Genomic DNA, 12339 nt, shown 5'->3' on the forward strand with positions numbered 1-12339 from the left:
GATCATCTTGTGATTCACGCCTCAGCACATTTGGACGGCTAGCGTGGAGTTCATTGTGTACGATGATTAGATGGGGTGAATATGACCAGAATTCAAGTGATCAAAAAACAATCAATTGATCCAGGTCAGTACTTTCTACTCTGGTCCGAGTCGATCCAGATAAGCGTCGCCATCCGCCCTGTAACACCTTCGCGGCGGTAGGAGTAGAAGTACTCGCGGCCGCTGAAGGTACAGAACTCGCCACCGAACACACCGGCAACGCCAGCCTTACGCAGGCGGATAGTCGCCAGTCTGTAGAGATCAGCCAGCCACTTATCCTTGGAAGTCGGAGAGATACTGAAGGCAGACTCGGCCTCCGTCGATTGATTGCAAAATGCCTGATGCACATCATCACCCACCTCGAATGCCAGAGGCCCGATCGCAGGTCCGAGCCAGACCAGAACATCTTCAGGATCGTCAAACACTGCTAATGTCTGCTCCAGCACACCGGCTGCCAGACCACGCCAACCTGCATGTGCCGCCGCCACACGCTTACCTGCTCGGTCAGTGAACAGCACCGGCAGACAATCTGCTGTCAGCACGGCACAAGCCTGACCCGGCTGAGCTGTCCAGCAGGCATCGGCTTCCGGCACCTCTTGCGAAACTGAGTTGGCTTCAACCAGCGTTGTACCATGCACCTGCTGCAACCATTGTGGCTCCTGTTTCAACCCCAGAGCATGCGCCAGAATCGTACGATTCTCATGCACCGACAGCGGGTCATCCCCGACATGATCGGCCAGATTCAGCTCAGCATAGGGTGCACGACTGATCCCATCCAGCCGCGTTGTTGTCAGGGCGTGAATATGTGCAGGTGCAGGCCAGCTGGCGCGAATCAGTTTCATAGGTTGTAATCCATCTCCTCAACATCTTTCTTCAACACTGCCAGCAGTTGTTTCAGATCATCCGGCAGGTCTATCTCCCAGCTCATCTTCTCCCCTGTTTCAGGGTGCCAGAGCTCCAGCTTTTTGGCATGCAATGCCTGACGCCTGAAGGCACGCAGTGTCGCCAGCATCTCCTCACTGCACCCCTTAGGGGTACGAAAACGCCCACAATAAAGCGGATCACCCACCAGAGGATAGTTGATGTGCGCCATATGGACACGGATCTGATGCGTGCGCCCTGTCTCCAGCTTGAGCCGGATATGGGTATGGGAGCGAAACTTCCGCAGTACACGATAGTGAGTGATCGCTTCCTTGCCGACACCGACGACGGCCATCTTCTGCCGATTCTTGCTGTGCCGTGCCATCGGTTCATCAACACAGCCCCCACCGGTCATGACACCATTGACCACGGCTTCATATTCACGCCCCATGGTGCGCTCCTGCAGCTGTACCACCAGATCCGTCTGAGCAGTGATGGTTTTCGCCACCACCATCAGCCCGGTCGTTTCACGATCCAGACGATGCACGATGCCGGCACGCGGTACCAGACCTATCTCCGGACTGTGATGCAGCAACGCATTCAGCAGCGTACCATCGGCATGACCCGCTCCCGGATGAACCACCAGCCCACTGGGCTTGTTGATCACCAGGATATGCTCATCCTCATACACGATATCCAGCGGTATCAGCTGTGGGGCGTGCTGATCCTGCACCTCCAGCAGCACGCTGACCTTGATCTGCTCACCGCCCGAAAGCTTATCCCGTGGTCGGAGGGTCTTCCCGTCCACCGTCAACTGACCATCTTTGATCCAGCTCTGCAGCCTGGAACGAGAGTAGTCCGGAAATAACTGGGCCACCACCTGATCCAGTCGCATACCGAACATTTCGGTGGGAACCTGCGCGTTTAACTCAACCTGTTCTGACATCAATTTCAATCTTATACATGAGGATGTTTTGGCTTGGCTTCCGGTTGTGTTTAAATAGACCGGAAATTTATTCACCCAGTATAACTGAATCCTTCGCGATGCGCTGGAATCGGACTCAATCTCAGGATTAAGCAATATGCAACTCGTCAAAGTGTTTGGCGCTCTCGCTCTGATCAGTCTTTTGTCGGCATGCTCATGGTTTGGTGGTGACAAGATTCCACCCGATATTCCGGAGCAGGTACTGTATGATGAAGCCATGACGGCACTGAACAACAACAGCTTCAGCCTTGCTGTTGAAAAGCTGCAGTTGCTGGAAGCACGCTACCCCTTCGGACGCTATGCAGAGCAGTCTCAGCTTGAGCTGATCTATGCCTATTATCGTAACAATGAGCCGGCAGCCTCCAGAGCCGCCGCAGATCGCTTCATTCGTCTGCATCCGAATCATGACAATATCGATTACGCTTACTACCTGAAGGGCCTGACCTCCTTTGAGGAGGATCGCTCATTCCTGGCGCGTTTTCTGCCCCTAGACGAATCGCAGCGCGATCCGGGCGCTGCACTGGACTCGTTCGAAAGCTTTGCGATACTGCTCAATCGCTACCCGGACAGTGAGTACGCTCCAGACTCACAGCGTCGCATGCAGTATCTGAAAAATCGTCTGGCCACCTATGAAATTCATGTGGCTACTTATTACATGAAACGCGAAGCCTGGGTAGCAGCAGCAAACCGTGGCCGATTCGTGGTCGAGAATCTGCAGGAAACTCCTGCAGTTCCTGATGCGTTGGCGATCATGGCCGAAGCCTATACCCGTCTGGGACTGACTGATCTAGCCGATAATTCGCTTGAAGTACTCAGACTGAACTTCCCGGATTACGAGATTCGCCCCTTCAGCGCTGAAAATCGTGGACTGCTCTACACTGCAACCTTTGGTCTGCTGGGCAGTGAGCCTGCAGTACCGGCAAGACCGACAGCACGTACAGGCCAACCCACCAGCGCAGTGGCAAGCGAACCTGAACAACCCAGACGCTCCTGGCTGAATCGCCTGACCTTTGGTGCCTTTGGAGATGACGGCAAGCCAGCCGAATCCGAAGCACAGGAGTAATTCAGCGCTACAGCTGTTTTTCTGCCAATACAGGATACGATCAAAAGCCGCTCATGCGGCTTTTTTTCATGAACCACGTTCGTGACCCGAACTCCAACCATCACGACTCAACCTGTAAAGCACAGAAGATTATTGGCAAGCAGAAACCAAATTGTTATGTTATAACAATTACAGACAACTGAGATATGGAGTTTTTATGCGTTTACTGACACTGCCCCTTTTATTGGCCTCCTCCCTTGCCCTGGCACACAGCGATCACGCCCCACTGGGAGCCCACGTTCACGGCATTGCACAGCTTGATGTAGTGCTGGATGGGAAAAGCCTACTGGCAAGCTTCACCTCACCTGCAGCTGATATTGTCGGTTTCGAGGATCAGGCCAGTGATGACCAGAGCATAGCCCTGGTCAGAGAGATGGAGCACAAGCTGAGCCATGCTGAAACCCTGTGGGAGTTACCAGCATCTGCCAACTGCACACTGAATGATGTCGCCATTCATCATGAATTACTGGCAGAGAAAGAGTCACATGATGGGCACGAACATGATCATAAGCACGATCATGACCATGACCACAAGCACGATCACGGTCATAAGCACGATCACGACCACGACCACGACCACGACCACAAGCATGATCACGATCACGCAGGACACAGTGATCTCCGGGTAGAATATGCCTTTGAATGTCAAAACCCGGAACAACTTGCGCAGATCAGTGTCACACTTTTTCAGCATTTCCCGACACTGGAAAGTATCACCACACAGGTCATCACATCCGGTGCGCAGCAGGGACTGACATTGAACCCTGAAAACAACAGGCTGAATCTTGACTGATACTGAACTGAAACCCGCTATATTGATAAAGCAGTTGACGTTTGCCTGGAAACGGCAAACGCCACTGCTGAGTATTAACCATTTCATCCTAGCCAGAGGTGAGCAGCTTTTTCTGCAGGGGCCATCAGGCAGTGGTAAAAGCACATTACTGAACCTGATAGGCGGGGTGCTGCCGGTCAAAAGCGGAGAACTGACACTGCACGGCAGTAATTTTGGCAAGCTCAGTCAGCGACGTCGTGACCAGTTCAGAGCCGATCATATCGGCGTTCTGTTTCAGCAATTCAATCTGCTGCCTTATCTGAGCCTGATCGACAATGTGATCCTGCCCTGTCGCTTCTCCTCCAAACGTGCTGCCGCTGCCACTCAACGCAGCGGTTCGCCGGAGAAGGAAGCTCATAGGCTTCTTCAGCGACTGCAGTTGCAGGAGATGCTGAAGGACTCACCACCTGTTGCAGAACTGTCCATCGGCCAGCAGCAGCGTGTGGCAGCAGCCAGAGCACTGATCGGAGCACCGGAGCTGATTATTGCAGATGAGCCCACCTCTGCACTGGATGCGGACACCCGTGACAACTTCCTCGACCTGCTGCTGAGCGAAAACAGAGAGAATAACAGCAGCCTGCTTTTTGTCAGCCACGACCAGTCACTGAGCCATCACTTTGACAGAGTCGTCAGTCTGAACGAGATCAATCAGCGAGGTGCCGCATGATCCTGCGACTGGCACTACTGAGCCTATGGAACAGACGTGGCACAGCTCTTTTGACACTGATCACCATCGCCATCAGCGTGACACTGTTGCTGGGTGTTGAAAAGTTGCGCCAGGATGCGCGTGATGGGTTTTTCAGTACCATATCCGGCACTGACCTCGTGGTGGGCGCCCGCAGCGGATCCTTACCCCTGCTGCTCTACTCCGTTTTCAACATCGGTAACCCAGTCAGCAATATCCGCTGGAGCAGTTATCAACAGATTGCCGAATCGGATATGGTCGACTGGACCATTCCCCTGACGCTGGGCGACTCACACCGCGGCTTTCGGGTCGTAGGTACCAGCGATGAATACTTCACCCATTTCCGCTATGGGCGCCAGCAAAACCTCTCCTTTGCATCCGGCACACCCTTTGATGATCTTTACGACGTAGTTCTGGGCGCCGAAGTTGCCCGCGCACTGGGCTATCAGTTGGGTGATAAGGTCGTCGTCAATCACGGACTGGGCAGAGCCAGTTTCAGCGCCCACGAAGACAAACCCTTCCAGGTCAGCGGCATCCTCGAGCCGACCGGCACCCCGGTCGACCGGGTTCTGCTGGTCAGTCTGCAAGGCTATGAAGCGATGCATCTTGACTGGCGTGCCGGTGTCCGAATCCCCGGCATGCAGATCACAGCGGATCAGGCTCGTGAGCGGGATCTGACACCCAGAGAGATCACTGCCTTCATGGTGGGTATGAAGTCCCGTATCAACACTTTCCATCTGCAGCGATCGATCAACAATTTCCGCGCAGAACCTCTGCAGGCGATCCTTCCGGGCGTTGCTCTGCAGGAGCTCTGGCAAGTGCTCTCGATTGCCGAGCGTACCCTGCTGGCCGTATCCGCTTGCGTGGTTTTTGCCGGTCTGACAGGTATGCTGGCCCTGCTGCTGGCGAGCTTAAATGAACGCCGCCGGGAACTCGCCGTACTGCGTGCTGTCGGAGCAGGACCGGGGCGGATACTGTTTCTGCTGCTGTTTGAAGCGATGCTGCTGACACTGCTGGGCAGCCTGCTGGGTGTGCTGTTGCTCTATACGCTGATAGCCGGTACCCAAAACTGGTTGGCTCTGGAGTATGGCCTGTTCCTGAGTCTGGAATGGCCGGGTAAAACACAATGGCTGTTGCTTGGTGCGATTCAGATCGCCGGAATTGTAGCTGGCAGCATACCCGCCTGGCGAGCTTATCGGTATACTCTGGCCGACGGCCTGACACCGCGTACCTGATGAATTACCAGAGGGACCGGGACTGGCCGCCAAAAACCGACATTCAGCGACCAACCAAGAGGTTATCCATGCGTCACCATCTTCACATTACGCTGCTGTCACTGCTGCTGATCCTCCCGGGAACCGCCAACAGTAACCTGATCAATGGTGAACAGGTGGTACAGATGACCTGGGATGAACTGATGCCGGAAGATTATACCTTGTCGCTGGAGGATCTGTTCGGAGACTTCGACCTCAACACCCTGGACCTGCTGGATGACTTCAGCCCGGAAGCAGACAAAATGCTCGACAACATGATGAGCGTGCTGGCTTCTGCACCGATTGTCCCGGAACTGGATCAGAAGATGGTGAGAATCCCGGGCTTTGTGGTGCCACTGGAATACAGCGAAGATACGGTGTCACGCTTCTTTCTGGTGCCCTATTTCGGGGCCTGTATCCATGTCCCGCCGCCGCCATCCAACCAGATCATCGACATCCATTTTGAGCCGGGCACACGGGTAGAAAGCCTTTATGATGCTGTCTGGATCAGCGGCCTGCTGACGACCGAAACCTTCAGTCATGATATGGGAACCGCGGGCTACAGGATTGAAGCTTATATGATCGAACCTTATGAGTATGGCGATGAGGATATGCTGGTCGAGTAGAGATCAGCCTCCACTCGACAACTCAAGGGACCTCAGCCGCTTTTTAAAGCGCCTCCAGACGCCCGGCAGGAGAATAGGCCTGAGGATCAATGACAGGTGGGCGCCCCAGCAACAGATCCGCATGCAGCCGGGTTGACGCAGGCGCCAACACCAGCCCGTTACGGAAGTGACCGCAGTTCAGATGCAGACCCTCAACACCCGGCACCGCCCCGATATAGGGAATCCCGTCAGGTGTACCTGGTCTCAAACCGGCCCAGTGATGTGCAATCGGACACTGCTCCAGCGCCGGAACAATCGACAATGCCGAGTGATGCAGCGCGTCACGCGCCTCTTCGGTCGCACGCTTGTCAAACCCAACATGCTCCAGTGTGCTGCCGATCAGAATCTGTCCGTCGTTTCGCGGAATCAGATAGCGCCCATCCAGCATCACCACTCGATCGATCAAGCCGACCGGCGCATTGAAGATCATCATCTGCCCCTTTACCGGCTCAACCTGAATCTTCATGCCCAGTGACGCCAGTAAGCCCGAGCTCCAGGCACCGCCTGCCACAACCGTCTGATCAGCCTCGATATTTCCATGAGGGGTTCTGACACCGCAGATACGCTCACCTTGCAGAACGAACCCCGTTACCTCAGTTTCCTCATGCAGTTGAATCAGAGGATGCTGCTCGACACTCGTACGCAGCGCTCTACCCAGTCGCGGATTACGGATGCTGCCGACCTCGGGCATCCACAGTGCAGATTCGAAGCCCGGTGCCAGGTTTGGTTCTCGTGCGTAGATGAAGCTACTGTCCACTCGCATCAATGGACGATGCCAGGTTCCAGCCCAGTTCAGCGCTTGATTTTCATCATGCACCGACACCATCAGCATCCCTTTCTGACGCAACTCAGGATCACAGCCTGTCTCGGCAAACAACTCCTGTGCCAGGTGCACATAACTGGTCTGCGACCAGGTCGCCAGGCGAGTCACAGGATCGGAATAGCGCCAGGGATAAAGAGGAGAGACAATACCACCGCCCGCCCAGGAGGACTCACGCGCACAGCGCCCACGCTCCACCAGTGTCACACTGGCTCCTGCCTGCGCCAGCTCACGTGCCAGCATCAGGCCGATGACACCACCACCGGCAATCAGTATATCGCTCATCTTTCACCTGTATTATTCTGGAATCAGGCTATTTTGCATTGTTCAGGGCTCAAGGGCCAGCTCATCGGGCGTCATCTGACTGCGCTCCCGTCGCACACGACCCGCCAGGGAGATAACCAGCGACTCCACGCGATCGCCGCGGGCAGTACGGATGCGAAAAGTACCATTTGATCCACCACTGACCGTTCCATCCGGCTGATAACTCAAACTGTCACCCCGATTCCAACTGACAGGAATATCAGGCAGAGTGGCTACTCTGAGCAGCCTGTCGCGCTCCGGATCAAACACCCTGCTGCGCTCGATATCGACAAACAGCAGCGCATAAGGCCAGTTACCAGAGAGACCAACCCGCGCCTCTCCTGCACAAAACTCACCATCCAGTGAACGGCACAGCGAAACCTGTTGTCGCCTTGTCACTGCCTCAATCCGTGCCAGTGCAAGCAAACCCTGCATCTGCTCGACCGCAGCCCCCTGCCGGGCATGCTGAAGCATCTGCGAAAAAGCCGGCAGGGCAACACTGTACAGCACCACCAGCAGCGCCAGACTGATCATCAGTTCCCAGAGCGTCAGACCTCGCTGCGCAATGGGCCGGCTCAATACCGTTGATTGCTTCATGGCAGCTCACTCCATCCGATCAAGGCAACAGGATGCTCATCCTGCGCTCTGACAAACCGAATCAGGAGCCGGGTTTCCGCCCAGGACTCGCCTTCAAGTGACTGCAATCTGCCCGAGATCAGCATCTCCATCTCATGCATGTCCCAGACCACCTGGCCTGGATCGACAATGATAACACCCTCTGCCACCCCTTCTGTGATCAACACATGCCGGGGAGTCAACCATGCTTCATCGGCCTCACCCCAATGCTCATCAGAGAGCTGCAGCCATGCCTGCACCTCAGCCGCTCCCTGCATCGCCAACGCATCAGACATGATCTTGAAACGTTGATTGGCTGACATACGCTCCTGCAGCAGACTGCCTGCAGTGGCACCGAACGCCATGATCATCATCACCGCCATGATCATCATGGTTGTCAGCAGCACAACACCTCTCTGCTGCCTCATGTGACTCACACCTCCTCTGACCGCAGCGCTACCAGAGCGCGGTGCTGAGTGCCTGACTCGAGTGTCAGAAGGATACGCACCGCCAGAGTCGGCAGGCAGCAGCCAGGTGTACTGAAGAACTCATGCGCCTGCAACACGCCATCACCACTCAGGTCACTTCCATACTCAAATCTGATTGCAGCAACACCCTGTATCAAGGCCTGAGCATTGCAGCGTAATCCGCCTTCATCCAGCCTGTAGCGTTCGGTATAGGCCATACCCACTGGCTGCGACTGACCCAGACAGTTACGCACACCACTGCCACCATCGCCATGCAGTATCAGCTGCTGCGCATCACTCGTTTCAGCCACCAACTGCGCCTGACGGATCGAGACAGCCAGACGCGTCATGACAAAGCGCAACACCTCCTGCTCACGATCCAACCTTTGCTTATGCAGATAGGTCTGCTGACTGGCAAGCAGCGCACTGATCACCCCACCCAGCAGTATCATGCTGATCAGCAGCGCCAGCATTATCTCCACCATACTGAATCCCTGCTGCAAACGCCTGCTCCATGGCATCAGCAACTCCCCTTGTGAATAAACAACGGATAGTTCAAGGGCGAGGTCTGCTGCAGCAACTCACTCTGTCGATCCTGCCAACTGAGTGATAACTGCAGCTGTTCAGTATTCAGCAAGTGCAACCGAGCCTGCCAGCCCGGCAGAAAAGAGGTGCTCTGATGTTGCTGATACCAGGTCTGGAAGACAGGATGCGACTCGGTGAAGTCGGACAGATTTTCAGGCAGTGCGCAGCGTGCCAGCCATAGATGCTCCATCAGATCTGAGGCCTGAAGGTTGGCCAGCGTACGCTGGTAACTGAAATGAGTTTGCTGCAGTGTACGCAACTGAAGTGATGCCAGTGCCAGCAAGGTGGTAGCTGTCAGCAGCAGAGTGATCAAGACTTCGATCAGCGTAAATCCCCTGCTCGACGATCGCAAAGCAGGCATGGGAGTCGGAGGAGTTCGCCCTGGAGCACTCCTGACGGGCCGTATATCGGTGGTTAACATCTACTCTATCCTTGAGTAAGCATCTATCCTTATCAGCAAAGAAGAATAGCGGGCCTGCCCGGAAGGGTCAAGAACAGGCCCTGCAGAGTTAGCCCAAAGCGGCCATGTCCCCTTTTCCCTGGAGGGGCGCAACGAAGGAGTGTGCCATTGGCCCGTGCCGGGCACCGGGTATGCCTATCCGGGGTCGGCGTAAATCCGTCTCTGGAGCCTAGACCGCAACATCCCTGTTGCGGACTCCCCCGGATAGTCACCCCCGGCACCCGACACTCAGCTCGGCGCGAACTCCAAAACCTGAGTGACCAAGTTAGCGCACAGACACATTGGATGGATTGCTGTTAGCAGACGGGATCACGAATAGAGTGAGGTCATCACTTCGGGGTAGTCCGAGAATGCAGTGTTGTCACTGAGCGGGGATCTGGTTATAAAGGCAGAGGAAAAGCACAAAAAAGTTCAGATATGGCAAAGGTTAAGAAAAAGCCCACTCCGGCTCAAAAGAGAGCAAAGAAAGCCGCGAAAGCAGAGCGGCAAAGGAAATACCAGTGGGTCTTTATGAATGGTAAGCAAGTCAGAATAAAGCGGCCACCAACCGTGGATGGTATTCCTGTAGATCAGTTCATTGAGGAGAATGCTGATCCGATCTGGCTCCATCAGAATGAGATGTGGGAGTTGATGCCGGTTGAATACGCTCTTTCTGGTCCTGAGCCGCCTACCGAATCAGGTGCAACAGAAGACGAGGACGGAATACCATTTTGACTTTAGCCACAGGTGTTCAGTTGAGCAGTGCTAACCAGGCCATCCACCGGATGCCAAAACCTCCGCTTTGTTCCGGTTTTGCCACCGGTGATGTGGGCGTCTAGCACCTCAGGTTCGACGGCTGTTGTTCACGTCATCTGCAAGCCAAGCCTTGATCAGCGATTGATAGGGCATGTCCCGCTTGTTAGCTTCGATTTTGATTCGATCAAGCAGGGTTTCCGGCAACCGAAGTGAAATCGTCTTGGTAGAGGGTTTCAGTTTTGGGAAAGAAGCCGGCTTGGCCTGGCTCCAATCCAGGTAGTCAGTGGAATCATGGGTTTCCCAGAATTCCCGTTCTTCTGCTTCAGTTTTGAACTCAGGCATCTTTTTTGGTTTGCTCATAAACAGCCCTCTCTTTTCGGTGCATGTCGCGAGCGGATATAACCCGAATCAGCGTACCGCTCTGCCTCAGTGTGAACGTGATATGGAGTAATCTCTCATCATCGGTTTCACCAAGGGCATGAAAACGGACCTCAGTCTGGCTGTGTTTGGAGTCTTTCAGCACCAGAAGCGGCTCATTAAAAAAAATTTCTTCCGATTCAGACTGGTTTACACCGTGTTTTTCCGCGTTCTTGCGGGAGTTGCTTTCATCCCAGTCAAAACCAGTAACTTGTGCCCAATTGATCATAAACGTATATTATCAGAATATACAAAAGCGTCAACAAGTGCTAACCAATGCGGGTCAAGCGGTGACAGTAGGAGCAGCCTCGACGCAAACCCGCCTCTGACCACCCCTGGAACCGTATGGCAAAGGCCAAGCACCGCACCCCGCGAGGGTCGTTCCTGACGCTTCTGGCTGACCGTCTGCCGCCAGGGACGGCGGCAGTCGAGCCCTCATGGATGAGCTTGTCGCGTGTCAGCCAGAAGCGGCAGGAGCGGCCCGTACCTCGGAGATATTCGACGTCAACCACACAGGTACCGGCACGACATTCCTGAATTGGGTTGACAGGCCAGCAGAGACTTACAGCGGCAGGATATTCAGTATCTTGACTTCAAACAGCAGCGTTTTACCCGCCAACGGATGGTTGAAGTCCACCGTCACCTTGCTGTCCGAAAAATCCACCACCACACCGGGTACCAGACCGCCTGGCTCCTGAAAAGTGATCACCAGCCCGGGTTCCAGCTCCATATCGGTAAACTGACTGCGCGGCATCACCTGAAGATTACTCGGATTATGCATGCCGAAACCACGCTCGGGAGCGATGGTCAGATCCAGGTGGTCGCCCACCTTCAACCCAACAAGCGCCTGCTCAAACCCTTCAGGCAGCTTGCCATCACCGAACTCGAAAGTGGCGGCATTGCCGTCAAAGTTACTGTCGACCACCTGACCATCCTGCAGCTTGATGGCGAAATGCAGGGTAACCCGGGTACCTTCACCAATAACCGCTACACTCATGTTTTATCCTCATTCTGTTTTGAGCGCCCCGACAGCAGCATGTCGCCTATCAGCAGCACCGCACCGACCGTGATCGCACTGTCGGCAATATTGAAAGCGGGAAAATACCAGCCGCCATAATGCACAGAGATGAAATCCACCACATAACCATGCACGATACGGTCGTAGAGATTACCCAGAGCACCACCGAGTATCAGAGCCAGTGCACAACCGACCCACCACTGCCTGGCAGGCGTCGTTCTCAACCAGACCAGCAGCGCGATACTGACGGCAACCGCAATCAACGTAAAGAACCAGCGCTGCCAACCTCCGGCACCCGCCAGAAAACTGAACGCCGCGCCATAGTTGTACAGCAGAGTCAGATCAAAGAAGGGCAGGATCGGCACCGGCTGAGCATAAACAAGATGCTCAACTGCCGCATACTTGCTCACCAGATCCAGCACCAACACCAGCAGGGTTAACCAGAGCCAGCGTAGCGCACTGGCCCTTACAGAGATCATTGAGCTCATAACGGCAGC

17 protein-coding genes are annotated in these 12339 nt (G+C 54.8%); 6 read left to right on the forward strand and 11 right to left on the reverse strand.

The window, feature by feature from the left end; translation table 11 throughout:
• Positions 1–125 precede the first annotated feature (125 nt).
• Together pgeF and rluD are read right to left on the reverse strand one after the other, a co-directional pair.
• Positions 126–881, reverse strand: coding sequence for a peptidoglycan editing factor PgeF (gene pgeF / locus F7R27_RS15320; protein ID WP_151705141.1), 756 nt, complete (start codon positions 879–881; stop codon positions 126–128).
• On the reverse strand, positions 878–1846 hold the full coding sequence (gene rluD / locus F7R27_RS15325) for a 23S rRNA pseudouridine(1911/1915/1917) synthase RluD (RefSeq protein ID WP_151705142.1): 969 nt from the start codon (positions 1844–1846) through the stop codon (positions 878–880). Before rluD ends, pgeF begins: the two co-directional genes overlap by 4 nt.
• A gap of 136 nt (positions 1847–1982) precedes the next feature.
• On the opposite strand from rluD, the gene F7R27_RS15330 reads away from it, so the two are divergent.
• The 5 genes from F7R27_RS15330 to F7R27_RS15350 all read left to right on the forward strand — a co-directional run bounded on the left by F7R27_RS15330 (position 1983) and on the right by F7R27_RS15350 (position 6383).
• Entirely contained in the window at positions 1983–2948 is a 966-nt protein-coding gene (locus tag F7R27_RS15330) for an outer membrane protein assembly factor BamD (RefSeq protein WP_151705143.1), read from the forward strand.
• A gap of 196 nt (positions 2949–3144) precedes the next feature.
• Positions 3145–3780, forward strand: a complete 636-nt coding sequence (locus tag F7R27_RS15335; RefSeq protein ID WP_151705144.1) for a ZrgA family zinc uptake protein — start codon at positions 3145–3147, stop codon at positions 3778–3780.
• On the forward strand, positions 3773–4486 hold the full coding sequence (locus F7R27_RS15340) for an ABC transporter ATP-binding protein (protein ID WP_151705145.1): 714 nt from the start codon (positions 3773–3775) through the stop codon (positions 4484–4486). Before F7R27_RS15335 ends, F7R27_RS15340 begins: the two co-directional genes overlap by 8 nt.
• Positions 4483–5739, forward strand: coding sequence for an ABC transporter permease (locus F7R27_RS15345; protein ID WP_151705146.1), 1257 nt, complete (start codon positions 4483–4485; stop codon positions 5737–5739). The genes F7R27_RS15340 and F7R27_RS15345 overlap by 4 nt, the downstream gene beginning before the upstream one ends.
• A gap of 68 nt (positions 5740–5807) precedes the next feature.
• Entirely contained in the window at positions 5808–6383 is a 576-nt protein-coding gene (locus tag F7R27_RS15350; RefSeq protein ID WP_151705147.1) for a DUF3299 domain-containing protein, read from the forward strand.
• Positions 6384–6426: 43 nt separating this feature from the next.
• Here the strand turns inward: F7R27_RS15350 and thiO are convergent, their stop codons facing one another.
• From thiO to F7R27_RS15375, 5 genes are read right to left on the reverse strand one after another with little or no spacing between them, the layout of a single operon-like run.
• Positions 6427–7527 (reverse strand): glycine oxidase ThiO, encoded by a 1101-nt coding sequence (gene thiO, locus F7R27_RS15355; protein ID WP_151705148.1) that lies wholly within the window; start codon positions 7525–7527, stop codon positions 6427–6429.
• A gap of 42 nt (positions 7528–7569) precedes the next feature.
• A complete protein-coding gene (locus F7R27_RS15360) occupies positions 7570–8142 on the reverse strand; it encodes a GspH/FimT family pseudopilin (protein WP_151705149.1) in 573 nt (190 codons plus the stop codon).
• Positions 8139–8588, reverse strand: coding sequence for a PilX N-terminal domain-containing pilus assembly protein (locus tag F7R27_RS15365; protein ID WP_151705150.1), 450 nt, complete (start codon positions 8586–8588; stop codon positions 8139–8141). The genes F7R27_RS15360 and F7R27_RS15365 overlap by 4 nt, the downstream gene beginning before the upstream one ends.
• 5 nt (positions 8589–8593) lie before the next feature.
• On the reverse strand, positions 8594–9148 hold the full coding sequence (locus F7R27_RS15370; RefSeq protein ID WP_151705151.1) for a PilW family protein: 555 nt from the start codon (positions 9146–9148) through the stop codon (positions 8594–8596).
• Positions 9148–9633: a prepilin-type N-terminal cleavage/methylation domain-containing protein gene (locus tag F7R27_RS15375; protein ID WP_206060529.1), complete on the reverse strand. Its 486-nt coding sequence runs from the start codon at positions 9631–9633 to the stop codon at positions 9148–9150. Before F7R27_RS15375 ends, F7R27_RS15370 begins: the two co-directional genes overlap by 1 nt.
• A gap of 456 nt (positions 9634–10089) precedes the next feature.
• On the opposite strand from F7R27_RS15375, the gene F7R27_RS15380 reads away from it, so the two are divergent.
• Entirely contained in the window at positions 10090–10386 is a 297-nt protein-coding gene (locus tag F7R27_RS15380; RefSeq protein WP_151705152.1) for a hypothetical protein, read from the forward strand.
• A gap of 108 nt (positions 10387–10494) precedes the next feature.
• On the opposite strand, the gene F7R27_RS15385 is transcribed toward F7R27_RS15380, so the two are convergent.
• From F7R27_RS15385 to lspA, 4 genes are all read right to left on the reverse strand, one after another.
• Positions 10495–10767 carry a BrnA antitoxin family protein gene (locus tag F7R27_RS15385; RefSeq protein ID WP_151705153.1) on the reverse strand — a complete coding sequence of 91 codons (273 nt, stop codon included), beginning with the start codon at positions 10765–10767 and terminating at the stop codon, positions 10495–10497.
• Positions 10742–11053, reverse strand: coding sequence for a BrnT family toxin (locus F7R27_RS15390; protein ID WP_151705154.1), 312 nt, complete (start codon positions 11051–11053; stop codon positions 10742–10744). Before F7R27_RS15390 ends, F7R27_RS15385 begins: the two co-directional genes overlap by 26 nt.
• Positions 11054–11386: 333 nt before the next feature.
• Complete coding sequence (locus tag F7R27_RS15395) at positions 11387–11821, reverse strand: FKBP-type peptidyl-prolyl cis-trans isomerase (protein ID WP_151705155.1); 435 nt, start codon at positions 11819–11821, stop codon at positions 11387–11389.
• Positions 11818–12330, reverse strand: coding sequence for a signal peptidase II (gene lspA / locus F7R27_RS15400; protein WP_151705156.1), 513 nt, complete (start codon positions 12328–12330; stop codon positions 11818–11820). The genes F7R27_RS15395 and lspA overlap by 4 nt, the downstream gene beginning before the upstream one ends.
• Positions 12331–12339 lie beyond the last annotated feature (9 nt).

The sequence above is a fragment of the Nitrincola alkalilacustris genome, assembly GCF_008973755.1.
GTDB lineage: Bacteria > Pseudomonadota > Gammaproteobacteria > Pseudomonadales > Balneatricaceae > Nitrincola > Nitrincola alkalilacustris.

Excerpts from the sequence above, each read along its gene's own strand:
- F7R27_RS15345 (WP_151705146.1), top strand. The coding sequence starts at position 4,483 with ATGATCCTGCGACTGGCACTACTGAGCCTATGGAACAGACGTGGCACA.
- F7R27_RS15360 (WP_151705149.1), bottom strand. The coding sequence starts at position 8,142 with ATGAAGCAATCAACGGTATTGAGCCGGCCCATTGCGCAGCGAGGTCTG.
- F7R27_RS15330 (WP_151705143.1), top strand. The coding sequence starts at position 1,983 with ATGCAACTCGTCAAAGTGTTTGGCGCTCTCGCTCTGATCAGTCTTTTG.
- F7R27_RS15335 (WP_151705144.1), top strand. The coding sequence starts at position 3,145 with ATGCGTTTACTGACACTGCCCCTTTTATTGGCCTCCTCCCTTGCCCTG.
- F7R27_RS15390 (WP_151705154.1), bottom strand. The coding sequence starts at position 11,053 with ATGATCAATTGGGCACAAGTTACTGGTTTTGACTGGGATGAAAGCAAC.
- F7R27_RS15370 (WP_151705151.1), bottom strand. The coding sequence starts at position 9,148 with ATGCCATGGAGCAGGCGTTTGCAGCAGGGATTCAGTATGGTGGAGATA.
- F7R27_RS15365 (WP_151705150.1), bottom strand. The coding sequence starts at position 8,588 with ATGAGGCAGCAGAGAGGTGTTGTGCTGCTGACAACCATGATGATCATG.
- F7R27_RS15395 (WP_151705155.1), bottom strand. The coding sequence starts at position 11,821 with ATGAGTGTAGCGGTTATTGGTGAAGGTACCCGGGTTACCCTGCATTTC.
- F7R27_RS15385 (WP_151705153.1), bottom strand. The coding sequence starts at position 10,767 with ATGAGCAAACCAAAAAAGATGCCTGAGTTCAAAACTGAAGCAGAAGAA.
- F7R27_RS15375 (WP_206060529.1), bottom strand. The coding sequence starts at position 9,633 with ATGTTAACCACCGATATACGGCCCGTCAGGAGTGCTCCAGGGCGAACT.
- rluD (WP_151705142.1), bottom strand. The coding sequence starts at position 1,846 with ATGTCAGAACAGGTTGAGTTAAACGCGCAGGTTCCCACCGAAATGTTC.
- thiO (WP_151705148.1), bottom strand. The coding sequence starts at position 7,527 with ATGAGCGATATACTGATTGCCGGTGGTGGTGTCATCGGCCTGATGCTG.
- lspA (WP_151705156.1), bottom strand. The coding sequence starts at position 12,330 with ATGAGCTCAATGATCTCTGTAAGGGCCAGTGCGCTACGCTGGCTCTGG.
- pgeF (WP_151705141.1), bottom strand. The coding sequence starts at position 881 with ATGAAACTGATTCGCGCCAGCTGGCCTGCACCTGCACATATTCACGCC.
- F7R27_RS15380 (WP_151705152.1), top strand. The coding sequence starts at position 10,090 with ATGGCAAAGGTTAAGAAAAAGCCCACTCCGGCTCAAAAGAGAGCAAAG.
- F7R27_RS15350 (WP_151705147.1), top strand. The coding sequence starts at position 5,808 with ATGCGTCACCATCTTCACATTACGCTGCTGTCACTGCTGCTGATCCTC.